Below are 21,649 nucleotides of genomic sequence, written 5' to 3' on the forward strand. Positions count from 1 at the left end.
CGGCTCCTGTCAGTGCGCGCTGGCGCGCAGTCCCTTGGGGGTGAGGATGCGTTGCAGCCATTGCAGCAGCAGGTCGGCGGCGATGGCCAGGAGGCTGACCAGTACCGCGCCGACCACCAGCATCGGCATGTTGCTCTGGCTGATGGAAGTGAGGATCAGCACGCCCAGGCCGCCGGCGCCGATCACCGCGGCGATGGTCATCACGCCGATGTTCATCACCACGGCGGTGCGTACGCCGGCGAGGATCACCGGCACCGCGAGGGGAATGTCGACCATCCGCAGGCGTTGCCAGAAGGTCATGCCGATGCCCTTGCCGGCCTCGCGGATGCCCGCTTCGACGCCGGTCAGGGCGAGGTAGGTGTTGCGCAGGATCGGCAGCAGCGAATAGAGGAACACCGCGGTGATCGCCGGCAGCGGCCCGAGGCCCTGGCCGAATACCGAGTAGACCGGCATCAGCAGGCCGAACAGGGCGATCGAGGGGATGGTCAGCATCACCGTGGCGGCGCCCTGCAACGGGCCGGCCAGCCACGTGAAGCGGGTCATCAGCACGCCCAGCGGCACGCCGACGAGGATCGCCAGGCCTACGGCGACCAGTACCAGCAGCAGGTGCTGGAGGGTGAGCTGGCCGACCTGGGACCAGTCGAGATGGGAAAGCACGCTGAAGAAGTCCATTACTGGCTACCTCCCTGGCCGGCCTGGCCGTCGTCGAGCAGGTGGTGTTCGCGGAGGAAGTCGGCGGCGACCTTCTGTGGCGTCTGCTGCTCGATATCGACCCGCGCGTTGAGCGCCTGCATGGTGGCGTCGTCGAGCCGCTCGATGATCGGATCGAACAGCGTGGCGAACTCCGGATGGCGCTGCATGACCTCCTTACGCACCACCGGGGCGGCGTTGTAGAAGGGGAAGTACTGCTTGTCGTCCTTCAGCACGCGCAGCTTGAAATCCTTCAGGCGGCCGTCGGTGGTGTAGACGAGGCCGAGGAACACCTGGCGGTTCTTCAGCGCGGTGTAGACCAGCCCGGCGTCCATCTGGCGGATGTCGTTGCGGGTGAAGTGCAGGCCGTACAGCTCGCTCATGGGGCCGAGGCCGTCGGGGCGGCCGGCGAACTCCGGGTCCATGGCGAACAGGTGGGTGCTCCCGGGCTCGGCCTCCTGCTGTTCGGCGAGCACCCGCGCGAGATCGCTGACGCTCTGGATGCCCAGGTGCTCGGCCTGTTCCTCGGGCATGGCCAGGGCATAGGTGTTGTTGAAGCGGGTCGGCTTCAGCCAGACCAGGCCCTGGGCTTCGTCGAGTTGCTTGACCCGGCGGTAGGAAGCCGCGGCGTCGAGCTTCTCGTCGATGTGGTTGTAGACGATCAGCGACGAGCCGGTGTACTCCCAGACGATATCCAGTTGGCCGCTTTCCTGGGCGGCGCGGGCCAGGGTGCTGCCCAGGCCGGTGGTGACCGTCACGTCGTAGCCGCGCTTCTGCAGGAACTGCGCGGTGATGGCGGTGAGGATGCGCTGCTCGGTGAAGGTCTTGCCGCCGATGCGCAGGGTTTCCGCCTGCGCCAGGCCGGCGGCGAACAGGCCGGCGCAGGCCAGGCAGAGTGAGCGGATCAGTCGGTTCATCAGGCCTCCTTGGCGGTCAGGCCGCGTTCCAGGAACATGCGGCTGAACAGCACCACCAGGGCGTCCAGCAGCAGGGCGAGGAGCGCCGTGCAGGCGGCGCCGAGCAGCAGTTGCTGGTGGTTGTTCAGGTAGATGCCGGGGAAGATCAGGCTGCCCAGGCTGTTGGCGCCGATCAGGAACGCCAGCGGCGCGGAGCCGACGTTCAGCGCCAGGGCCACGCGCACGCCGCCGACGATGATCGGCACCGCGTTCGGCAGTTCCACCCGCAGCAGCACCTGGTTGGGCGTCATGCCGATGCCGGTGGCGGCTTCCTTCAGCGCCGGCGAGACATTGCGCAGGCCCTCGTAGGTGTTGCGCACGATCGGCAGCAGCGAGGCGAGGAACAGGGCGAGGATTGCCGGGCCGTTGCCGATGCCGATGATCGCCAGGGCGATGGCCAGCACCGCCAGCGGCGGGATGGTGTTGCCGACGTTGAACACCTGCATCAGGCGTTCGGCCTGGGCCTGCATGCCGGGACGGCTGAGCAGGATGCCGGCCGGCACGCCGACCAGCAGGGCGGCCGCCATCGAACTGAAGACCAGCACCAGGTGGGCCTGCAAGTAGAACAGCAGGTCCTCGCGGTAGTGGAGGATGGTCGCGGGGGTGATCCAGTGGATCAGCAAGGCCAGTACGGCGGCTGCGGCGCAGAGGCCGAGCAGGGCCTTGCCACAGGTTTTCACCATGGTCGGGACTCCCTTCGGAATGAGCGTTGGCTACGCTGTCGGGCGCTTCGTCGAAGCGCGGAAACAGGCCGGAAATCAAAGGCTTCGGATGGGCACCGAATTCCCGACCCTGAAAGGGTTGACCGTTCGTCGTTCGCGGAGGTTCAACGAAACGGCCATGCTTGTGCCATGACCGGGCCTGGGCAAGCGGCCGCAGCCGCCGTCTCGCCTGGGCTGGCGGCGAACGAAGAAATTTTCCCGGGGAAGCGGTCGATAATGGCGCTGCCGTGTCGGCGGCGCGCCATGCACCGTATCGGTGCGCTGGACGTCCAGGGCTTTTCTGCGGTTATGATGCGGGTTCCGAAATTTTCTCGGGCTTTTCCAGACATTCGCACCCCACGGTTCACGGATCGGCCTTTTGGGGTAGGTGTTTTACCTTCTGCTAAGGGAGTACCCCGCGTCATGCTCGATCTCGTCGCGGCATTCATTGCCTTGACCACCTTGCTCACCTACGTGAACTACCGCTTTATCCGCCTGCCGCCGACCATCGGCGTGATGGCCACGGCGCTGGTGTTCTCGCTGATCGTCCAGGGGCTGTCGGAACTGGGCTATCCGATCCTCGAGGTGGAGATGCAGGAAATCATCCGCCGCATCGACTTCTCCGAAGTGCTGATGACCTGGTTCCTGCCCGCGCTGCTGTTCGCCGGCGCACTGCACGTCGACCTCTCCGACCTGCGCAGCTACAAGTGGCCGATCGGCCTGCTGGCCACCGCCGGGGTGCTGATCGCCACCTTCGTCATCGGTGGCCTGGCCTACTACACCTTCCCGCTGTTCGGCTGGCAGGTGGATTTCATCTACTGCCTGCTGTTCGGCGCGCTGATCTCGCCGACCGACCCCATTGCCGTGCTCGGCATCCTCAAGTCCGCCGGCGCGCCGAAACCGCTGGCGACCACCATCGTCGGCGAGTCGCTGTTCAACGACGGCACCGCGGTGGTGGTGTTCGCCATCATCCTCGGCATCCTCCAGCTCGGCGAGGCGCCCACGGTCAGCGCCACGGCGATCCTCTTCGTCCAGGAAGCCATCGGCGGCGTGGTCTTCGGTGCGGTGCTCGGCTACGGCGTGTTCGTGATGATGCGCGGCATCGACCAGTACCAGGTGGAGGTCATGCTGACCCTCGCCCTGGTCATCGGCGGTGCCGCGCTGGCCGCGCGCCTGCACGTATCGGCGCCGATCGCGATGGTGGTGGCCGGGCTGATCATCGGCAACCACGGACGCCACTACGCGATGTCGGACGAGACCCGGCGCTACGTGGACAAGTTCTGGGAACTGATCGACGAGATCCTCAACGCCCTGCTGTTCGCCCTGATCGGCCTGGAGCTGCTGCTGTTGCCGTTCTCCTGGCTGCACGTGGCGGCGGCCTTCGCCCTAGGCGGCGCGGTGCTGGTCTCGCGCCTGCTCACGGTGGGCCCGGCGATCCTGGTCCTGCGCCGTTTCCGTGGCGCCAACCGGCAGGTACCGGCGGGCACCATCCGCATCCTGGTCTGGGGTGGGCTGCGCGGCGGCGTCTCGGTGGCGCTGGCGCTGTCCCTGCCGTTGGGGCCGGAGCGCGACCTGATCCTCAGCCTGACCTACATCGTGGTGCTGGTATCGATCCTGCTCCAGGGGCTTTCCATCGGCCCGCTGGTGCGTCGTATCTACGCCGGCCAGCCGCTGGAGAAAAGCGAGGGGGCGCACTGAGCGCAGCCTTCGCAAAGCGAGCGCCCGCCGTCATGGCGGGCGTTTTCGTTGGCGGCCATCAGGCGCTGTCCTGTGGCGCTTCGTTGCGATGGGTGCCGCGCAGGTTCATCGCCGCCAGGCAGACCTGCAGCAGGATCAGCGCATAGGCCTGGGCGTACAGGCCCCAGGCGATCCACAGCAGGTTGCTGGCGAGGAACACCCAGAAGCCGACCTTGCGTCTTCGCCGATGCGCCGACGCCACCAGCCAGGCGGCCACCACCGTGACCAGCATGGCGGGCCATTGCAGGTAGTCCAGCCAGTGCATGCGTGCATCCTTTTTCCGACCTTTGAGGGTCAGACCAGCCCTGGCGCGGCAAAGTGCGGTCGGATCGGATAGCCGTGCAGCAGCGACCTGACCCGCTCCTCGTCGAGTGCTCCGTTGAACTCGGCGCCCAGGGCTTCGCGGTGGATGCCGGTGGCGCCCAGCCAGAGCGTATCGATGCGCGCGGCGAGGGCGCCGGGGACGTCGGTCACCAGCGAGTCGCCGACGAACAGGATGTGCCGCGCGCCGCGCGCTTCCAGTTGCCGCTGGGCGATGCGGAAGGCCGCCGGGTCGGGCTTGCCGTACCAGCTGACCTGGCCGCCTTCCTCGCTGAACAGCTCGGCGAGCATGCCCGCGCCGTATACCGTGCGGCCGCCGGAAACCACCACGCGGTCCGGGTTGGCGCAGAGGAACGGTAGGTCGGTGGCGCCGCGCAGGGGCGCGAAGCGCTGTTCCAGTTCATCCTGGGGAAAGCTGCCGACGCCGACGATCAGCGCCGCCTGGGCGATGTCCTCGACGAAGCGCTCGCGGATTTCCGCCGGCCAGCTCTGCTGGGCCAGGCCGACGCCGGCCAGGTAGATACCGCCACGCCGGTATTCGGCGGTTTGCAGCAGGGCGTCGATGGTCAACTGGCCGGACGTGGTGATGCCGGCGAACCAGTCGCGCCGGATGCCCAGGCGCTCGAGCCCGGCGCTCATTTCCACCACGCTGCTGGACGAGTTGCTGAGGAACCAGACCGGGCGGCCTTCGGCGTGCCGCTGGGCGAGCCAGGCAAGGGCGCCGGGGAACGCCTCGGCGCCGTCCATCACTACGCCCCAGAGATCGAGAAGGAAGCCGTCATAGTCGGCGCAGAGCGCCTCCAGTTGCGCATGGTCGAGCAGGCGGGTGCTGGTGGCGGCGCTGAAGCGCGGGGAGGTCGGGGCATCGCTCATGGGAGTCTCGTCGCGGCTGTCGAAGTGGGCCGCCGCGTGCGGCGGCGAGTCCCAAGGGTGCCAAACTTGCGTGACGGGACCAAGCCTTTCGGCCCTGCGCGTGTTTACGGCCGGTCGAGCGCCTGGGCCATCCACTCGCGCACATGGCAGACGGCGAAGCGCGACGGGCTGCATTCGCCGTTGGCCATCGCCAGGCGCAGGCCGTCGACGTCGGCGCCGCGCACATAGGCGCTGGCGTCGCGCATGTCGTCCTCGTCGCCGAAACCGCCGTGCTGCATTTCCTCCAGCGCGGCCTGCTTGTCCCAGCCCTGCACGACGATGCGGTACATGGCGGCGAACAGTCCGGTGCGGTTGTTGCCGTGCTTGCAGTGCATCAGTACCGGGCCTTCGCGCTCGGCGGCCTGCAACTGGCGGAGGACGCTGAGCACCTCGGCGTCGTCGACCCGGTCGGCGTGGGTTGGCAGGCTGAGCACCCGCACCGGAGCCTGGCCCAGCCAGGCGCGGTCGTCGTCCTTGATGAAGCTGACCACCGTCTTCACCTGCAGGCGTTGCAGCAGCGCGACGCTCTGTGCGTTGGGCAGCGCGCTGCGATAGAGGGTGGGGCTCATGCGGTAGAGGTTGATCGACGGGTCGACCGCTTGCGCCCAGGCTGGCGAACGCGTGGCGGCAGTCTCGGCGGCATGCAGCGGGCCGCCGAGCAGGAAGGCGCCGAGCACGGCGGCGAGGAGCAGGCGGAGCCAGGCGAGCGGTGAACGGTGCATGTCGGCCTCGTGCGGTGGGTGGCCAACACTAGGCGAGGGCGGGTCAAGCCGAGCTGAAGAGAATGTGAAGAATTCGTTGAGGCAGCCTCACCTGTCAGCGCAGGAAGAATCCATAGACCCTGCCGGAGAAGAACACCAGCAACAGCGCCGGATAGCACAGGTAGTGCAGCACCACGATGAGCAGTGCCGCCGGGCTGGGATCGCCTTTCAGCGAGGCGAGGCCGACCAGCAGCAGGTAAAGGACCCCGAGCACTCCGCCATACAGGGCGACCAGGCGCAAGCGCTCGCCCCAGGTCGGCCAGCGCCGCTGCGCGCGGGCGAACCACCAGGCCAGGCCGCCGGCGACCAGCGCGGCGATCAGCAGGCTGGCCGGCAGGCCGCCGAAGCGGACCACCCCGCGCAGCAGCACGTTGAGCAGGATCGCCGCGGCGATCCCGGCCAGGGCGTAGTAGCGGATGGGTACGGCAAGGCGGTCGCCCATGGCGGTATCTCCTGGCGGTTTCAGAGGCGCGTGTCGAGACCGAAGCGCTTCTTCAGCAGCCGCTCCAGCAGGCCGCGCGGTAGCCAGCGGGCCAGCGCCGGCAGGGCCCGGCTGCCATTGCCGATGCGCACCAGCGGCGGGCGCGGACGGCGCTGCACGGCGGCGAGCAACTGGCGGGCGAAGTCTTCGGCGGACGTGGGATTGTCCTGGGATGCCGCGGCGCGCGCCTGGATCTGCCGGCGCAACGGCCACCAGGGCGAGCGTTCGTCGACCACGCTGTCCATCTCGCGGCTGGCGCTGGCGCCGAAGTTCGAGGCGATGGCGCCCGGCTGCACTTCCAGCACCTCGACGCCGAACGGTGCCAGCTCCAGGCGCAGGGCATCGCTCAGCGCATGCACCGCGGCCTTGGAGGCGCAGTAGGCGCCGGCGAAGGGCGTGACCAGCACGCCGGAGACGCTGCCGACGTTCACCACCAGGCCGGACTTGCGCCTCAGTAGCGGGAACAGCGCGCGGGTCACGCCGACCACGGCGAACACGTTGGTCTCGAACTGCCGGCGCATGGCGTCGACGCCGCCGTCCAGCAGCGGACCCATGGCGCCGTAGCCGGCGTTGTTGACCAGCACGTCGAGGCCGGCGGCTTCGACTTCCAGTTCCTCGGCCAGACGGGCCAGCGCGGCGGCGTCGTTGACGTCCAGTTGCACCGCCTGGAAGCCGGCCTCGGCCAGGGCACGCACGTCGTCCTCCTTGCGCGCGCTGGCCCAGACCCGGTAGCCGGCGCGCTGGAAGGCGTCGGCGAGGGCGCGGCCGATGCCGCTGGAGCAGCCGGTGACGAAGGCGACGGGTTGGCTCATGGGCAGCGTTCCTTGGCTGGGAGTTGGAAGGAGGGCGGCCTACCGTACTGGATTCGCCGGCCGCGGAAAACCGCTCGAAGGCTCGGTCAGGCGTCCTTGCGCGCGATCCGCAGCGCCAGCGGCATGCGAACCCTGCGTGTCGAGGTCGGCTCGCCCCAGAGCGCGGCGACCCGTTGCAGGGCCTGGCGCACGAAAGCGTTGCCCTGCGCCTCGCGGCACAGGCGGCTGGCCGACCAGGTGGCCATGTAGTCGAACAACCGGGCCAGGCTCCATTGTTGCTCGATGACGAAGGCCGGCGCGGGGAGTTCGCCCAGCGGCAGCTCGACATCCCGGTAGGCGTTCCACAGCAGGCGGTTCTGTTGCGCCCAGTACGGGCCGATCGGGCGCAGGTATTCCTCGTCGATGGCGGCATCGATCTGCGCGTCGATGCTGAACCAGCCGTAGCCCCAGGCGGCGAACACGCCGCCGGGACGCAGCACGCGCAGCAGCTCGCGGTTGAAGCGCGAATGGTCGAACCAGTGCCAGGCCTGGGCTACGCAGACCAGGTCGAAGGCGGCGTCGGGATAGTCGGTGGCTTCGGCGTCCTGCACGCTGTAGCGGATACCCGGATGGACAACGGCGTGTTCGATCTGCTGCGTGCTGGTGTCGCTGGCGAGGACTTCGCCGAAGTACTGCGCCAGGCCGAGCGCGGCCTGGCCGGTACCGGTGGCGCAGTCCCAGGCGCGCCGGCGCTGGCCGCAGAGCCCGGCGAGATGGCGGTAGAGCGCATCGGGATAACGCGGGCGGGCGCTGGCGTAGGCAGCGGAGCCCTGGTCGAACAGACGGCGGGTTTCCATCGGGTCCTCCCTCGGTCAGTTGCCGAAACGCCCGTCCAGGCGTTCGGCGCGGAATTCCAGGGTGCTGGCGCGATAGCCCGGACGCAGCGGCGGCAGCGGCAGGCAATCGTGCCAGCTGTCGCCGCCGAGCAGGGCGTTCGGCGCCCGGTAGCGCGGGCTGTCGAAGCTGGTGTCGGCCAGGTTGACGCTGTCGCCGGGGCGGTAGGCGGCGATCCTCCAGCGTAGCTCCAGCAACGGACGGTCGCTGCCGTTCTTCAGTTCGACCGCCAGCGGCCGGTCCACCGGACAGCGTTCCGGCGCATAGCTCAGGCGCAGTTCCTGGCGTTGCAGGTGGCGGCTTTCGTCGTTGTCCTGCCAGATCACCCAGGCCGCCACCAGGCCCAGCCCGGCGAGAGCCGCCAGGGAGACCGGCAGGGCCTTGGCCGGGTATCGGACGAGGAGGATGACCCAGGTGAGAACCAGCAGCGCACCGATCAGCATTGAAATGTCCTTTCTTCGAAGCCGAGGGGACATCCTAGCGCACTGCTGCGTATCGCAGGCGGTACGGGCACGCTTACGCGGCGGAGGCGCCGCGATATGCGCGAGGGAGGCCGAAAGGCGGGGATGCGGGTTTCGGCAGGCTGGGGATAGCCGCCGCCCCCGGCCTCGCCGTCATTCGCAGCGGCGCTTGCCGCCCGGCGTCAGCAGACGCTCCAGCTCGACGAACAGGCGCTCGGCGTCCTGCGCCTCGCAGTCCTCGCCGTAGCGCTTCTTCAGGCCGTGTTCGCTGAGGGTCAGGTGCAGGGTCGGGACTACCTCGTGGCGCGCCAGGCAGCCTTTCACGCAATGCAGCGGGCAACCGTCGAGGGCCAGGATCGGTCGCCCGGAGCGGGCCCGGCGGACCAGCAGCGGGACGTCGCCGCCGACTCCGGCGATGCAGGACATCTCCGCCAGCCGGGCGCGATCCAGGCGCAGCGCGAGATCGTTGGCCAGTTGCGCCACGTTGGAGCAGCCGGAGCAGGCGTAGACCAGGGGAAGGGGATCGTCGGGGCTGCGTTCGAACATCATGACGGGCGCCTCGTGGAAGGAAGCCGCCAGTATCGACGCAGCGCCGCGGTGGATTTCTTGACCGGAATCAAGCCCGCGCGCGGCTCACACCAGGTCGTTCTCCACCGCCCACACCGCGGCCTCGACCCGCGAACGCATGCCGAGCTTGTGCAGCACCCGCTTGACATGGACCTTCACCGTGCCTTCGGTGATGTCCAGCTTTCGCGCGATCATCTTGTTGCTGTAGCCGTGGGCGATCTGGCGGAGGATCTGCCGTTCGCGCTCGGTCAGCTCGTCGAGGCTCTTCGAGCGGTCGTCGCCCCGCAGGGCCTGGGCGAGGATCTGGGTCAACTGCGGGCTGAGGGTCATCTGTCCGGTGGCGGCTTGGCGGATGTGCTCGAGCAGGCGCTCCGGCTCCATGTCCTTGAGCAGGTAGCCGTCGGCGCCGGCGCGCAGGACGTTGACCACGTCGCCCTTGTCGTCGGACACGGTGAACACCACGATGCGCGCGTCGACTCCGGCCTCGCGCAACGCGCGCAGGGTGTCCAGGCCGTTCATGCCCTTCATGTTCAGGTCCAGCAGGATCATGTCCGGGTCCAGCTCGGCGGCCAGGCGCAGGGCTTCCTCGCCGCTGCCGGCCTCGCCGACCACGCTGAGGTCGTCTTCCAGTTCGAGCAACTGGGCGACGCCCTTGCGCATCATCGGATGGTCGTCCACCAGCAGCAGGCGAACCGGTTCGTCGGCGGTGGCTGGCATGTCCGTCATGGGGTCGGCTCCTTGGCGGCGGAGGGTTGCAGGGCGGTCGGCACGAAGCTGAAGAGCACTCGCGTGCCGTGAGGTGCGCGCGCTTCGAAGCGCAACTGGCTGCCGAGGGTCTGGCCGCGCTCCTGCATGATGGTAAGCCCATAATGGCCGCTGCGGTTCTGCTGCGGATCAAAGCCGACGCCATCGTCCTCGACGGCGATGCTCACCTGGCCGTCGGCCTGGCTGCTCAGGCGCACCCAGGCCCGTTGCGCCTGCGAATGGCGAACCACGTTGGAAAGCGCCTCGCGGACGATCTGCAGGACGTGGATTTCCTCGTTGGGGCTCAGCGGCACGTGTTGCAGGCGGTTGTCCAGTTCGATCGTCACCTCGCCGCGCTCGCCGAACTCGGCCACGGCGTTCCCCAGCGCGGCTTCCAGACTCGGCTCGTCGAGGCTGAGGCGGAAGGTGGTGAGCAGTTCGCGCAGTTGCCGGTAGGCGCCGTTGAGGCCTTCGCGCAGTTCGTCGAGGGTGTCCTCGATCTTCTCCGCCGGCGCCTCGCGCTTGAGCAGGGTGCCCAGGCGGCTGACCTGGATCTTCAGGTAGGACAGCGACTGTGCCAGCGAGTCGTGCAGTTCGCGGGCGATGGTGCCGCGCTCGGCGAACAGGGCCAGGCGGCTTTCCTGTTCCTGTTGCAGGGACAGGGCGAAGGTGCGGGCGATGTTGTCGCAGAAGGTCTCGATCAGTTGCTGCTGCCAGTTCTCCAGGCGGCCGCTGCGGCTTTCGATGAACAGTTCGCCGAAACGGTGGCCGGCGATGGACAAGGGCTGCATCAGCAATGGCTGGGCCAGGGACGAGGGTTGGTCGCAGGCGCTGGCCTGCTCGCGGCAGCTACCGCAGTCGCCCTGCAGGCAGAAGTCCGCCGGGCGCTCGGTGGTGGTCAGCGAACTGTAGGCGCGCTCGACCCCGTCCTTGTTCAGGCAGAGGGTCACGCGGCCGGCGTCGAGCACTTTCTCCAACTGGTTCAGCAGCGGTTGCAGGGTGCGGCTGTCGTAGGGGTTCTCGCCTAGCCGGCGGGCGCTGGCGTAGAGCAGTTCGAGGCGCTGGTGGCTCTGCGAGAGGGCGCGGGTCTTGTCCTCCACGCGCTCTTCCAGGTCGCCGTAGATGCTCTTCAGCTCGCCGGCCATCTGGTTGAAGCGCTCGCCCAGTTGCGCCAGTTCGTCCTCGCCGCTGTAGGTGACCCGCGCGTCCAGCTCGCCGCGGCCCAGGCGGCGGGCGGTGCTGGTGAGTTCGCGCAGCGGGCCGATGACGTGATAGCTGAGGTCGTAGAGGGTGACGAACACCACCAGCAGGCTGAGGAACAGGCACAGGCCCTGCACCGTGCTGAGCAGTTGCGAGCGGCGCTCGGCCTTGGCCTGGAGGATGCCGACGAAACGGTCGATGTCGCCGACGTAGGCGTCCAGCACGGCGCGTCCGGGCAGCGCGCGCGGGTCCAGGCGCGCGAGGCCCTCGCGCAGCTCCTGGTGCAACTGGCGGATCGGGTCGTCGGCGTCCTGGCGTTGCAGCAGGCGGCGGATGTCGCCGCTGTCGAGGCGTTCGCCGAGGGTCCCGAGCAGCGCCTGGCGGCCTTCCAGGCTGGGCTCCAGGGCGACCCGGTAGGTGAGCATGCGCAACGAGCCGGCGTGGTTGATCACCGCGGCGTCCTGGTGCGTGTAGTCGGCGAAGAGCAGGGCGCTGAACATCCCGATCAGCGCCAGCGATACCAGCAGGGTGAGGTAGCAGCCGAAGCGGACTACCAGGGAGCGGCGCAGGATCGGCTTTCCGGCCCTGTCACTACCTCCAAAGAATCTGTCCCGCTGGTCAGCGTCCGGCGCGGTCGCCTTGTTCATGAGAAAAGCCTTTTAAAACAGTGAGTTGCGCAATAATTTCAGCCGTACCTCTTTCGAGGTAGGGGCGCGCATCTAGGCACGGAACGGCCGGTATTTCATTGATTCCTATCAAATTTGCATAGGAACACCTTCCCTAGGCTCTCGCTGAACGCTGTCCGTGCAGAGAGTTTAGCCATGGCTTCCCTACGTCAGAAACAGTACTCCGTCCTCGGTATGAGTACCTTGTCCTTCGCGGTGAATTTCGCCGTGTGGACGATGTTTTCGATCATCGGCATCCGTATCAAGGACGAGCTTGGCCTGAGCGAATCCCAGTTCGGCCTGATGGTCGCCCTGCCGATCCTCACCGGCTCCCTGGTGCGCCTGCCGCTGGGCCTGATCACCGACCGCTTCGGCGGCCGCATCGTGTTCTTCATCCACATGCTGCTGGTGGCCATCCCGATCTACGGCCTGGCCTTCGCCAGCCAGTACTGGCACTACCTGGTGCTCGGCCTGTTCGTCGGCCTGGCCGGCGGCTCCTTCGCGGTCGGCATCGCCTACACCTCGGCCTGGTTCGAGAAGGAGCGCCAGGGCACCGCGATGGGCATCTTCGGTGCTGGCAATGCCGGCGCGGCGATCACCAACCTGGTGGCGCCGATGATCGTGGTCGCCTTCGGCTGGCGCATGGTGCCGCAGGTCTACTCGGTAGCCATGCTGGTCACCGCCGTGCTGTTCTGGCTGTTCACCTGGACCGATCCGGCGCACCTCAAGGGTGCCGCCGAGGCCAGCCAGCGGCCGACCCTGGCCAAGCAACTGGCGCCGCTCGCCGAGCTGCGCGTCTGGCGCTTCGGCCTGTACTACTTCTTCGTCTTCGGCGGCTTCGTCGCCCTGGCCCTGTGGCTGCCGAAGTACTACATCGCCGAATACGGCCTGGACCTGAAGACCGCGTCCTTCATCACCATGCTGTTCACCCTGCCGTCCGGCCTGATCCGCGCCCTCGGTGGCTGGTTCAGCGACCACTACGGCGCGCGCTCGGTGAACTGGGGCGTGTTCTGGGTCTGCCTGGTGTGCCTGTTCTTCCTCTCCTACCCGCAGACCACCATGACCATCCACGGCATCCAGGGCGACCTCAGCCTGGGCATCGGCCTGAACGTCTGGCTGTTCACCTTCCTGGTGTTCGTCGTCGGCATTGCCCAGGGCTTCGGCAAGGCCAGCGTGTACCGGATCATCCACGACTACTACCCGAGCAACATGGGCACCGTCGGCGGCATGGTCGGGGTGATCGGCGGCCTCGGCGGCTTCTGCCTGCCGATCCTGTTCGGCTACGCCGCCGACCACATCGGCGTGCGCTCCTCCTGCTTCATGTTGCTGTTCGGCCTGACCGTGGTCTGCATGGTCTGGATGCACTACGCGATCAAGCAGCAACGCCGCATCGACGGCCAGGCCGCCTCGGCCGACGTCGACCTTCCTCCCACCCTTCCCACCCACTCCTGAGGAATGCCGTCATGGGCATGATCGCCAATACCCAACTGAAAGCCGCACGGGGACCGCTGCTGCTCGACTGGCGCCCCGAGGACCCCGAGTTCTGGGCGCGCAACGGCAAGCGCATCGCCAGCCGCAACCTGTGGATCTCGATCCCCGCGCTGCTGCTCGCCTTCGCCGTGTGGATGATCTGGAGCACGGTGACTGTGCGCCTGAACAGCGCCGGCTTCGCCTTCAGCAACGACCAGCTGTTCCTGCTCGCGGCGCTGCCGTCGATCTCCGGCGCCACCCTGCGGGTGTTCTATTCGTTCATGGTGCCGATCTTCGGCGGTCGTCGCTGGACCGCCCTGAGCACCGCCTCGATGCTGATCCCGTGCATCTGGCTGGGCTTCGCCGTGCAGGACCCGAGCACCCCGTACTGGGTGTTCGCCCTGATCGCGCTGCTCTGCGGCTTCGGCGGCGGCAACTTCGCCTCGAGCATGTCCAATATCAGCTTCTTCTATCCGAAGAGCCAGCAGGGCACCGCCCTCGGCCTGAATGCCGGGCTCGGCAACCTCGGCGTCTCGGTGATGCAGTTCGCCGTGCCGCTGGCGGTGGCCGGCGGCCTGTTCGGCGCCTTCGGCGGCGAGCCGCAGCAGCTCGGCGACGGCGGTCGCCTGTGGCTGCAGAACGCCGGCTGGATCTGGGTGCCGTTCATCGCCGTGGTATCGGTCGCGGCCTGGTTCGGGATGAACGACATCGCCGACGCCAAGGCCTCGTTCCGCGACCAGGCGGTGATCTTCAAGCGCAAGCACAACTGGCTGATGTGCTGGCTGTACGTGGCCACCTTCGGCTCGTTCATCGGCTTCTCGGCCGGCTTCGCGATGCTCAGCAAGACCCAGTTCCCCGACGTCAACCCGCTGCAATACGCCTTCCTCGGTCCGCTGGTGGGCGCCCTCAGCCGGCCCCTGGGCGGCTGGCTGGCGGACAAGTTCGGCGGCGCGCGGATCACCCTGTGGAACTACGCGCTGATGATCGGCGGGGTGTTCGCGGTGATCGCCTTCCTGCCGGGCGACGGCGGCCAGGGCAACTTCTTCGGCTTCCTTGGCGCCTTCATCCTGCTGTTCTTCTTCGCCGGCATCGGCAACGGCTCCACCTTCCGCATGATCCCGGTGATCTTCCGCAACGAGTGGGCCCGGCGGGTGCGCGACGGCCAGGCCGACGAAGCCGGCGCGGCGCGCAACGCGAGCATGGAGTCGGCCGCGGTGATCGGCTTCTCCGCCGCCATCGGCGCCTTCGGCGGGTTCTTCATCCCGAAGGCGTTCGGCACCTCGCTGCACATGACCGGCAGCGCCGAGGGCGCCCTCTACGTGTTCATCGCCTACTACCTGAGCTGCATCGTCGCCACCTGGTGGTGGTACGCGCGCAAGGGTGCGGAGAGTCCCTGTTGAGTCCGTCGGCAGCAGCCCGCGGCAACCCCTGATTAGCGTTGTAACGCCCGGCACAGACCGGGTGAGGAGATCAAGATGAGTCACCTGCTCGACCGCCTGCAGTTCTTCAAGAAGAAGCAGGGCGAATTCGCCGATGGCCACGGCGAGACCAGCAACGAGAGCCGCGCCTGGGAAGGTGCCTACCGGCAGCGCTGGCAGCACGACAAGATCGTGCGCTCCACCCACGGGGTGAACTGCACCGGCTCCTGCTCCTGGAAGATCTACGTGAAGAACGGCCTGATCACCTGGGAAACCCAGCAGACCGACTACCCGCGCACCCGTCCGGACCTGCCCAACCACGAGCCGCGCGGCTGCCCGCGCGGGGCCAGCTATTCCTGGTACATCTACAGCGCCAACCGCCTGAAGTACCCGAAGGTGCGCAAGCCGTTGCTCAAGCTCTGGCGCGAGGCGCGGGCGCAGCACGGCGACCCGGTGAACGCCTGGGCCAGCATCGTCGAGGACGCCCCCAAGGCGAAGAGCTACAAGAGCCAGCGCGGCCTGGGCGGCTTCGTCCGTTCCAGCTGGGACGAGGTCACCGAGATCATCGCCGCGGCCAACGTCTACACCGCCAAGACCTACGGTCCGGACCGGGTGATCGGCTTCTCGCCGATCCCGGCCATGTCGATGGTCAGCTACGCCGCCGGCGCCCGCTACCTGTCGCTGATCGGCGGGGTCTGCCTGAGCTTCTACGACTGGTACTGCGACCTGCCGCCGGCCAGCCCGCAGATCTGGGGCGAGCAGACCGACGTGCCGGAGTCGGCCGACTGGTACAACTCCAGCTACATCATCGCCTGGGGCTCCAACGTGCCGCAGACGCGGACCCCGGACGCGCACTTCTTCACCGAGGTGCGCTACAAGGGCACCAAGACCGTCTCCATCACCCCGGACTATTCCGAGGTGGCCAAGCTCACCGACCTCTGGCTCAACCCCAAGCAGGGCACCGACGCCGCGCTGGGCATGGCCTTCGGTCACGTGATCCTGAAGGAGTTCCACCTCGACCGGCCGAGCGCCTACTTCGTCGACTACTGCCGCCAGTACACCGACATGCCGATGCTGGTGTTGCTGGAAGAACACGCCGGCGGCGCGTTCAAGCCGACCCGCTACCTGCGCGCCGCCGACCTGGCGGACAACCTCGGCCAGGACAACAACCCCGAGTGGAAGACCATCGCCTACGACGAGCGCAGCGGCGGGCTGGTCTCGCCCACCGGCGCCATCGGCTACCGCTGGGGCGAGTCTGGCAAGTGGAACATCGCCGAGCTGGACGGCAGGAGCGGTGACCAGACGCGCCTGCAACTGTCGCTGCTCGATGGCCCGGAACATGCCTGCGAGGTGGCCTTCCCGTACTTCGCCGGGCAGGAGCACCCGCACTTCAAGGGCGTCGCCAACGACGAGGTACTGCTGCGCCGGGTGCCGTTCCGCGAGATCGTCGCGGCGGACGGCAAGCGCCTGCGGGTGGCCACCGTCTATGACTTGCAGATGGCCAACTACAGCATCGACCGCGGCCTGGGCGGCGACAACGTGGCGACCTCCTACGAGGACGCCGACACGCCCTATACCCCGGCCTGGCAGGAGCGCATCACCGGCGTCCCGGCGGCGCGCGCGACGCAGGTCGCCCGCGAGTTCGCCGACAGCGCCGACAAGACCCGCGGCAAGGCGATGGTGATCATCGGCGCGGCGATGAACCACTGGTACCACATGGACATGAACTACCGCGCGGTCATCAACATGCTGATGATGTGCGGCTGCATCGGCCAGAGCGGCGGCGGCTGGGCGCACTATGTCGGCCAGGAGAAGCTGCGCCCGCAGACCGGCTGGGCGCCGCTGGCCTTCGGCCTGGACTGGAGCCGGCCGCCGCGGCAGATGAACGGCACCAGCTTCTTCTACCTGCACAGCTCGCAATGGCGCCACGAGAAGCTGTCGATGCACGAGGTGCTGTCGCCGCTGGCCGACGCCAGCCGCTTCGCCGAACACGCCCTGGACTACAACATCCAGGCCGAACGCCTCGGCTGGCTGCCGTCGGCGCCGCAACTGAACCGCAACCCGCTGCGCATCGCCGCCGAGGCCGAGGCCGCCGGCCTGCCGGTCGCCGACTATGTGGTGCGTGAACTGAAGAGCGGCGGCCTGCGCTTCGCCAGCGAATCGCCGGACGATCCGCAGAACTTCCCGCGCAACATGTTCATCTGGCGCTCCAACCTGCTGGGCTCCTCCGGCAAGGGGCACGAGTACATGCTCAAGTACCTGCTCGGGGCGAAGAACGGGGTGATGAACGATGACCTCGGCAAGGCCGGCGGTCCGCGTCCCACCGAGGTCGACTGGGTCGACGACGGTGCCGAGGGCAAGCTCGACCTGGTCACCACCCTGGACTTCCGCATGTCCTCCACCTGCATGTACTCGGACATCGTCCTGCCGACCGCTACCTGGTACGAGAAGGACGACCTCAACACCTCCGACATGCACCCCTTCATCCATCCGCTGTCGGCGGCCACCGATCCGGCCTGGGAAGCCAAGAGCGACTGGGAGATCTACAAGGCCATCGCCAAGAAGTTCTCCGCCGTCGCCGAAGGCCACCTCGGCGTGGAGCAGGACCTGGTCACGGTGCCGCTGCTGCATGACACCCCCACCGAGCTGGCGCAGCCGTTCGGCGGCGACGGCCATGACTGGAAGAAGGGCGAGTGCGAGCCGGTGCCGGGACGCAACCTGCCGACGCTGCACCTGGTCGAGCGCGACTACCCGAACGTCTACCGCAAGTTCACCTCGCTCGGTCCGCTGCTGGACAAGCTGGGCAACGGCGGCAAGGGCATCGGCTGGAACACCGAGAAGGAAGTGAAGCTGGTCGGCGACCTCAACCATCGCGTGGTCGAGAGCGGCGTCAGCCAGGGCCGGCCGCGTATCGACAGCGCCATCGACGCCGCCGAGGTGGTCCTCGCCCTGGCTCCGGAAACCAACGGCCAGGTCGCGGTCAAGGCCTGGGAAGCGCTGTCGAAGATCACCGGCCGCGAGCACGCCCACCTGGCGCTGCCCAAGGAAGACGAGAAGATCCGCTTCCGCGACATCCAGGTGCAGCCGCGCAAGATCATCTCCAGCCCGACCTGGTCCGGCCTCGAGGATGAGCACGTCAGCTACAACGCCGGCTACACCAACGTCCACGAGCTGATCCCGTGGCGCACCATCACCGGTCGCCAGCAGTTCTACCAGGATCACCCGTGGATGCAGGCGTTCGGCGAAGGCTTCGTCAGCTACCGGCCGCCGGTCAACACCCGGACCACCGAGAAACTGTTGAACAGGAAGCCCAACGGCAACCCGGAGATCACCCTGAACTGGATCACCCCGCACCAGAAATGGGGCATCCACTCCACCTACAGCGACAACCTGCTGATGCTCACCCTGTCGCGCGGCGGTCCGATCATCTGGCTCAGCGAGCACGACGCGGCCAAGGCCGGGATCGTCGATAACGACTGGGTCGAGGTGTTCAACGCCAACGGCGCGGCGACCTGCCGCGCGGTGGTCAGCCAGCGGGTCAAGGACGGCATGGTGATGATGTACCACGCCCAGGAACGCATCGTGAACGTACCCGGCAGCGAGACCACCGGCACCCGTGGCGGCCACCACAACTCGGTGACCCGCGTGGTGCTCAAGCCGACCCACATGATCGGCGGCTACGCCCAGCAGGCCTGGGGCTTCAACTATTACGGCACGGTCGGCTGCAACCGCGACGAGTTCGTCGTGGTGCGCAAGATGAGCAAGGTCGACTGGCTGGACGAACCCCGCCACGGCGGACTCGGCGGCGACGCCCTGCCGCAACCGCTGCCCCAGGACATTTGAGGAGAGACGCCATGAAAATTCGTTCGCAAGTCGGCATGGTGCTGAACCTCGACAAATGCATCGGTTGCCACACCTGCTCGATCACCTGCAAGAACGTCTGGACCAGCCGCGAAGGCATGGAGTACGCCTGGTTCAACAACGTCGAGACCAAGCCCGGGATCGGCTACCCGAAGGAATGGGAAAACCAGGAGAAGTGGAAGGGCGGCTGGGTGCGCGCGGCAGACGGTTCGATCCGCCCGCGCATCGGCGGCAAGTTCCGCGTGCTGGCGAACATCTTCGCCAACCCGGACCTGCCCGAGATCGACGACTACTACGAACCGTTCGACTTCGACTACCAGCACCTGCATACCGCGCCCAAGGCCGAGCACCAGCCGGTGGCGCGTCCGCGCTCGCTGGTCTCCGGGCAGCGCATGGAGAAGATCGAGTGGGGCCCGAACTGGGAGGAGATCCTCGGCACCGAGTTCGCCAAGCGGCGCAAGGACAAGAACTTCGACCAGGTCCAGGCGGACATCTACGGTGAGTACGAGAACACCTTCATGATGTACCTGCCGCGCCTCTGCGAGCACTGCCTGAACCCGGCGTGCGTGGCGTCCTGCCCGAGCGGGGCGATCTACAAGCGCGAGGAGGACGGCATCGTCCTGATCGACCAGGACAAGTGCCGCGGCTGGCGGATGTGCATCTCCGGCTGCCCGTACAAGAAGATCTACTTCAACTGGAAGAGCGGCAAGTCCGAGAAGTGCATCTTCTGCTACCCGCGCATCGAGGCCGGCCAGCCCACCGTCTGCTCGGAGACCTGCGTCGGGCGCATCCGCTACCTCGGCGTGCTGCTCTACGACGCCGACCGCATCCACGAAGTGGCCAGTTGCGAGAACGAGCGCGAGCTGTACGAGAAGCAACTGGAGATATTCCTCGATCCGTTCGACCCGGCGGTGATCGCCCAGGCGCGCAAGGACGGGGTGGCCGACAGCGTCATCGAGGCGGCGCAGAAGTCGCCGGTGTACAAGCTGGCGATGGACTGGAAGCTGGCCCTGCCGCTGCACCCGGAATACCGCACGCTGCCGATGGTCTGGTACGTGCCGCCGCTGTCGCCGATCCAGAACGCCGCCGCCGAGGGGCACATCGGCAGCGACGGGGTGATCCCGGACGTCGAGTCGCTGCGCATCCCCGTGCAGTACCTGGCCAACCTGCTCACCGCCGGCGACACCGCGCCGGTGCTGCTGGCGCTCAAGCGCCTGCTGGCGATGCGCGCCTACAAGCGCGCCGAGCACGTCGAAGGCCGCCAGGACCTGGAGGTGCTGGCCAAGGTCGGGTTGAGCGAGGAGCAGGTGGAGGAGATGTACCGCTACCTGGCCATCGCCAACTACGAGGATCGCTTCGTGATCCCCAGCGCGCACCGCGAGGAAGCGCTTTCCGATGCCTTCGCCGAGCGTTCCGGCTGCGGCTTCAGCTTCGGCAACGGCTGTTCCGGCGGCAGCAACTCCGCCGTCAACCTGTTCGGCGGCAAGCCGACCAACCGCCGCGACGTGATCCAGGTCGTGCAGATCCAGGAGTGAGCGCCATGAACGATCACAGCCAACTGTTCCGCCTGCTCGCCCTGCTACTCGACTATCCACGCGCCGAGCTGCGCGAGGAGAGCCTCGGCCTGCATGCGCTGATCCGCACCTGCGAACTGCCGGAAGCGCTGCGCGACGGCCTCGCGGCGCTGCTCAACGAGCTCTGCCAGGGCGACCTGCTGGACGTCCAGGCGCGCTACGACGGTCTCTTCGAGCGCGGCCGCTCGGTCTCGCTGCTGCTCTTCGAGCACGTCCACGGCGAGAGCCGCGACCGTGGCCAGGCGATGGTCGACCTGCTCGACCGCTATACCAGGGCCGGCCTGCAAATCGACGTACCGGAGCTGCCGGACTACCTGCCGCTGTACCTCGAATACCTGTCGCTGCTGCCGTTCGCGGCGGCCAGCGAAGGGCTCGCCGAAGTGGCGCACATCCTCGGCCTGCTGGCGCTGCGCCTGGAGGAACGCGGCAGCGCCTATGCGGCGATTTTCGAGGCGTTGCTGGAACTCGGCGGCGAGCGCCCGGACCTCGGCGCGTTGCGTCGCGACCAGGCCCAGGAACAGCGCGACGACAGCCTGGAGGCCATCGACCGGGCCTGGGAGGAAACCCCGGTGAGCTTCACCGACCCCGCCGGCGGTTGCCCGTCGAGCAGCGGCCGCCGTCCAACGGCGTCCACCGAACAACCATTGCAATGGGTCGCCCAGCCGGTACCGCAGATGCAGTACCGCGCGGCCCGCGAAGGAGTCTGAGCATGTCGACCAATCTTCTGTTCTTCGGGATCTATCCCTATGTCGCGCTGCTGATCTGCCTGGTCGGCAGCTGGGCGCGCTTCGACCTCTCGCAGTACACCTGGAAGGCCGGTTCCAGCCAGATGCTCAGCAAGAAGGGCATGCGGGTATACAGCAACCTGTTCCACGTCGGCGTGCTGTTCATCCTCGCCGGCCACTTCGTCGGCCTGCTGACCCCGGCCTCGGTCTACCACCACCTGATCAGCACCGAGAACAAGCAACTGCTGGCGATGGTCTCCGGCGGCTTCTTCGGCGTGCTCTGCTTCATCGGCCTGAGCGGACTGATCCTGCGCCGCCTGACCGACGCGCGGGTGCGCGCCACCGGCAACGCCTCCGACCTGATGATCCTGCTGGTGCTCTACGCCCAGCTGATCCTCGGCCTCTCCACCATCGTCGCCTCGACCCATCACATGGATGGCTCGGTGATGGTGATGCTCACCGACTGGGCCCAGGCCATCGTCACCCTGCGTCCGCTGGCGGCGGCCGAGGCCATCGCGCCGGTGGGCCTGGTCTACAAGCTGCACGTCGGCCTGGGCCTGACCCTGTTCGTGCTGTTCCCCTTCACCCGCCTGGTGCACATCGTCAGCGCGCCGGTGTGGTACCTGGGCCGGCGCTACCAGATCGTGCGTCAGAAACGTCCTGCCTGAACCCTGGGCGGCCGGCGCATCCGGCGCCGGCCCGCCGAACCGAGGTGATCGA

20 protein-coding genes are annotated in these 21,649 nt (G+C 67.6%); 7 read left to right on the plus strand and 13 right to left on the minus strand.

Annotated elements, in window-relative coordinates; all coding sequences use genetic code 11:
- Positions 1 to 9 precede the first annotated feature (9 nt).
- Genes ACYAF3_RS16805 through ACYAF3_RS16815 form a run of 3 tightly spaced genes read right to left on the minus strand, consistent with a single transcriptional unit; the run spans position 10 to position 2,329 of the window.
- Positions 10 to 672: an ABC transporter permease gene (locus ACYAF3_RS16805; protein WP_003119254.1), complete on the minus strand. Its 663-nt coding sequence runs from the start codon at positions 670 to 672 to the stop codon at positions 10 to 12.
- On the minus strand, positions 672 to 1,607 hold the full coding sequence (locus ACYAF3_RS16810) for a glycine betaine ABC transporter substrate-binding protein (protein WP_003113769.1): 936 nt from the start codon (positions 1,605 to 1,607) through the stop codon (positions 672 to 674). The genes ACYAF3_RS16805 and ACYAF3_RS16810 overlap by 1 nt, the downstream gene beginning before the upstream one ends.
- Positions 1,607 to 2,329 carry an ABC transporter permease gene (locus tag ACYAF3_RS16815; protein WP_003092982.1) on the minus strand — a complete coding sequence of 241 codons (723 nt, stop codon included), beginning with the start codon at positions 2,327 to 2,329 and terminating at the stop codon, positions 1,607 to 1,609. Before ACYAF3_RS16815 ends, ACYAF3_RS16810 begins: the two co-directional genes overlap by 1 nt.
- 441 nt (positions 2,330 to 2,770) lie before the next feature.
- On the opposite strand from ACYAF3_RS16815, the gene ACYAF3_RS16820 reads away from it, so the two are divergent.
- A complete protein-coding gene (locus ACYAF3_RS16820; protein ID WP_003105667.1) occupies positions 2,771 to 4,045 on the plus strand; it encodes a cation:proton antiporter in 1,275 nt (424 codons plus the stop codon).
- 58 nt (positions 4,046 to 4,103) lie between these two features.
- Here the strand turns inward: ACYAF3_RS16820 and ACYAF3_RS16825 are convergent, their stop codons facing one another.
- The 10 genes from ACYAF3_RS16825 to narX form a co-directional block, all read right to left on the minus strand.
- Positions 4,104 to 4,349 (minus strand): YgjV family protein, encoded by a 246-nt coding sequence (locus ACYAF3_RS16825; protein ID WP_003092978.1) that lies wholly within the window; start codon positions 4,347 to 4,349, stop codon positions 4,104 to 4,106.
- Between the two features lie 29 nt (positions 4,350 to 4,378).
- Entirely contained in the window at positions 4,379 to 5,278 is a 900-nt protein-coding gene (locus ACYAF3_RS16830; RefSeq protein WP_049950144.1) for a TIGR01459 family HAD-type hydrolase, read from the minus strand.
- 104 nt (positions 5,279 to 5,382) lie between these two features.
- Complete coding sequence (gene tpbA, locus ACYAF3_RS16835) at positions 5,383 to 6,039, minus strand: tyrosine phosphatase TpbA (RefSeq protein ID WP_003105672.1); 657 nt, start codon at positions 6,037 to 6,039, stop codon at positions 5,383 to 5,385.
- Positions 6,040 to 6,133: 94 nt separating this feature from the next.
- The gene (locus ACYAF3_RS16840; protein ID WP_003113771.1) at positions 6,134 to 6,520 is read right to left on the minus strand and encodes a hypothetical protein; all 387 of its coding nucleotides are present in this window, start codon (positions 6,518 to 6,520) and stop codon (positions 6,134 to 6,136) included.
- Between the two features lie 20 nt (positions 6,521 to 6,540).
- Positions 6,541 to 7,371: an SDR family oxidoreductase gene (locus ACYAF3_RS16845; RefSeq protein WP_003119258.1), complete on the minus strand. Its 831-nt coding sequence runs from the start codon at positions 7,369 to 7,371 to the stop codon at positions 6,541 to 6,543.
- A gap of 86 nt (positions 7,372 to 7,457) precedes the next feature.
- Positions 7,458 to 8,207 carry a class I SAM-dependent methyltransferase gene (locus tag ACYAF3_RS16850; RefSeq protein ID WP_003105293.1) on the minus strand — a complete coding sequence of 250 codons (750 nt, stop codon included), beginning with the start codon at positions 8,205 to 8,207 and terminating at the stop codon, positions 7,458 to 7,460.
- Positions 8,208 to 8,222: 15 nt separating this feature from the next.
- Positions 8,223 to 8,687 carry a hypothetical protein gene (locus ACYAF3_RS16855; RefSeq protein WP_003092973.1) on the minus strand — a complete coding sequence of 155 codons (465 nt, stop codon included), beginning with the start codon at positions 8,685 to 8,687 and terminating at the stop codon, positions 8,223 to 8,225.
- A 171-nt stretch (positions 8,688 to 8,858) separates the two neighbouring features.
- Positions 8,859 to 9,254 carry an anaerobic/virulence modulator AnvM gene (gene anvM, locus ACYAF3_RS16860; protein WP_003092971.1) on the minus strand — a complete coding sequence of 132 codons (396 nt, stop codon included), beginning with the start codon at positions 9,252 to 9,254 and terminating at the stop codon, positions 8,859 to 8,861.
- Positions 9,255 to 9,338: 84 nt separating this feature from the next.
- Positions 9,339 to 9,998 carry a two-component system response regulator NarL gene (gene narL, locus ACYAF3_RS16865; RefSeq protein WP_003092968.1) on the minus strand — a complete coding sequence of 220 codons (660 nt, stop codon included), beginning with the start codon at positions 9,996 to 9,998 and terminating at the stop codon, positions 9,339 to 9,341.
- Entirely contained in the window at positions 9,995 to 11,863 is a 1,869-nt protein-coding gene (gene narX, locus ACYAF3_RS16870) for a two-component system sensor histidine kinase NarX (protein WP_003105296.1), read from the minus strand. Before narX ends, narL begins: the two co-directional genes overlap by 4 nt.
- A gap of 174 nt (positions 11,864 to 12,037) precedes the next feature.
- On the opposite strand from narX, the gene ACYAF3_RS16875 reads away from it, so the two are divergent.
- The 6 genes from ACYAF3_RS16875 to narI all read left to right on the plus strand — a co-directional run bounded on the left by ACYAF3_RS16875 (position 12,038) and on the right by narI (position 21,597).
- Positions 12,038 to 13,333, plus strand: coding sequence for a nitrate/nitrite transporter (locus ACYAF3_RS16875; protein WP_003105298.1), 1,296 nt, complete (start codon positions 12,038 to 12,040; stop codon positions 13,331 to 13,333).
- 11 nt (positions 13,334 to 13,344) lie between these two features.
- Positions 13,345 to 14,751: a nitrate/nitrite transporter NarK2 gene (narK2, locus tag ACYAF3_RS16880; protein ID WP_003105301.1), complete on the plus strand. Its 1,407-nt coding sequence runs from the start codon at positions 13,345 to 13,347 to the stop codon at positions 14,749 to 14,751.
- 75 nt (positions 14,752 to 14,826) lie between these two features.
- Positions 14,827 to 18,612 carry a nitrate reductase subunit alpha gene (locus ACYAF3_RS16885; protein WP_034006339.1) on the plus strand — a complete coding sequence of 1,262 codons (3,786 nt, stop codon included), beginning with the start codon at positions 14,827 to 14,829 and terminating at the stop codon, positions 18,610 to 18,612.
- 11 nt (positions 18,613 to 18,623) lie between these two features.
- Positions 18,624 to 20,165: a nitrate reductase subunit beta gene (narH, locus tag ACYAF3_RS16890; RefSeq protein ID WP_116349792.1), complete on the plus strand. Its 1,542-nt coding sequence runs from the start codon at positions 18,624 to 18,626 to the stop codon at positions 20,163 to 20,165.
- Between the two features lie 5 nt (positions 20,166 to 20,170).
- Entirely contained in the window at positions 20,171 to 20,911 is a 741-nt protein-coding gene (narJ, locus tag ACYAF3_RS16895) for a nitrate reductase molybdenum cofactor assembly chaperone (protein ID WP_003122057.1), read from the plus strand.
- Between the two features lie 2 nt (positions 20,912 to 20,913).
- Positions 20,914 to 21,597: a respiratory nitrate reductase subunit gamma gene (gene narI, locus ACYAF3_RS16900; RefSeq protein WP_116349791.1), complete on the plus strand. Its 684-nt coding sequence runs from the start codon at positions 20,914 to 20,916 to the stop codon at positions 21,595 to 21,597.
- Positions 21,598 to 21,649: the final 52 nt, after the last annotated feature.

The sequence above is a fragment of the Pseudomonas sp. TZ252 genome, assembly GCF_056110345.1.

What these genes read in the sequence shown, in the direction of transcription:
- ACYAF3_RS16805 (WP_003119254.1), bottom strand. Translation starts at nt 672, where the DNA reads ATGGACTTCTTCAGCGTGCTTTCCCATCTCGACTGGTCCCAGGTCGGC.
- ACYAF3_RS16810 (WP_003113769.1), bottom strand. Translation starts at nt 1,607, where the DNA reads ATGAACCGACTGATCCGCTCACTCTGCCTGGCCTGCGCCGGCCTGTTC.
- ACYAF3_RS16815 (WP_003092982.1), bottom strand. Translation starts at nt 2,329, where the DNA reads ATGGTGAAAACCTGTGGCAAGGCCCTGCTCGGCCTCTGCGCCGCAGCC.
- ACYAF3_RS16820 (WP_003105667.1), top strand. Translation starts at nt 2,771, where the DNA reads ATGCTCGATCTCGTCGCGGCATTCATTGCCTTGACCACCTTGCTCACC.
- ACYAF3_RS16825 (WP_003092978.1), bottom strand. Translation starts at nt 4,349, where the DNA reads ATGCACTGGCTGGACTACCTGCAATGGCCCGCCATGCTGGTCACGGTG.
- ACYAF3_RS16830 (WP_049950144.1), bottom strand. Translation starts at nt 5,278, where the DNA reads ATGAGCGATGCCCCGACCTCCCCGCGCTTCAGCGCCGCCACCAGCACC.
- tpbA (WP_003105672.1), bottom strand. Translation starts at nt 6,039, where the DNA reads ATGCACCGTTCACCGCTCGCCTGGCTCCGCCTGCTCCTCGCCGCCGTG.
- ACYAF3_RS16840 (WP_003113771.1), bottom strand. Translation starts at nt 6,520, where the DNA reads ATGGGCGACCGCCTTGCCGTACCCATCCGCTACTACGCCCTGGCCGGG.
- ACYAF3_RS16845 (WP_003119258.1), bottom strand. Translation starts at nt 7,371, where the DNA reads ATGAGCCAACCCGTCGCCTTCGTCACCGGCTGCTCCAGCGGCATCGGC.
- ACYAF3_RS16850 (WP_003105293.1), bottom strand. Translation starts at nt 8,207, where the DNA reads ATGGAAACCCGCCGTCTGTTCGACCAGGGCTCCGCTGCCTACGCCAGC.
- ACYAF3_RS16855 (WP_003092973.1), bottom strand. Translation starts at nt 8,687, where the DNA reads ATGCTGATCGGTGCGCTGCTGGTTCTCACCTGGGTCATCCTCCTCGTC.
- anvM (WP_003092971.1), bottom strand. Translation starts at nt 9,254, where the DNA reads ATGATGTTCGAACGCAGCCCCGACGATCCCCTTCCCCTGGTCTACGCC.
- narL (WP_003092968.1), bottom strand. Translation starts at nt 9,998, where the DNA reads ATGACGGACATGCCAGCCACCGCCGACGAACCGGTTCGCCTGCTGCTG.
- narX (WP_003105296.1), bottom strand. Translation starts at nt 11,863, where the DNA reads ATGAACAAGGCGACCGCGCCGGACGCTGACCAGCGGGACAGATTCTTT.
- ACYAF3_RS16875 (WP_003105298.1), top strand. Translation starts at nt 12,038, where the DNA reads ATGGCTTCCCTACGTCAGAAACAGTACTCCGTCCTCGGTATGAGTACC.
- narK2 (WP_003105301.1), top strand. Translation starts at nt 13,345, where the DNA reads ATGGGCATGATCGCCAATACCCAACTGAAAGCCGCACGGGGACCGCTG.
- ACYAF3_RS16885 (WP_034006339.1), top strand. Translation starts at nt 14,827, where the DNA reads ATGAGTCACCTGCTCGACCGCCTGCAGTTCTTCAAGAAGAAGCAGGGC.
- narH (WP_116349792.1), top strand. Translation starts at nt 18,624, where the DNA reads ATGAAAATTCGTTCGCAAGTCGGCATGGTGCTGAACCTCGACAAATGC.
- narJ (WP_003122057.1), top strand. Translation starts at nt 20,171, where the DNA reads ATGAACGATCACAGCCAACTGTTCCGCCTGCTCGCCCTGCTACTCGAC.
- narI (WP_116349791.1), top strand. Translation starts at nt 20,914, where the DNA reads ATGTCGACCAATCTTCTGTTCTTCGGGATCTATCCCTATGTCGCGCTG.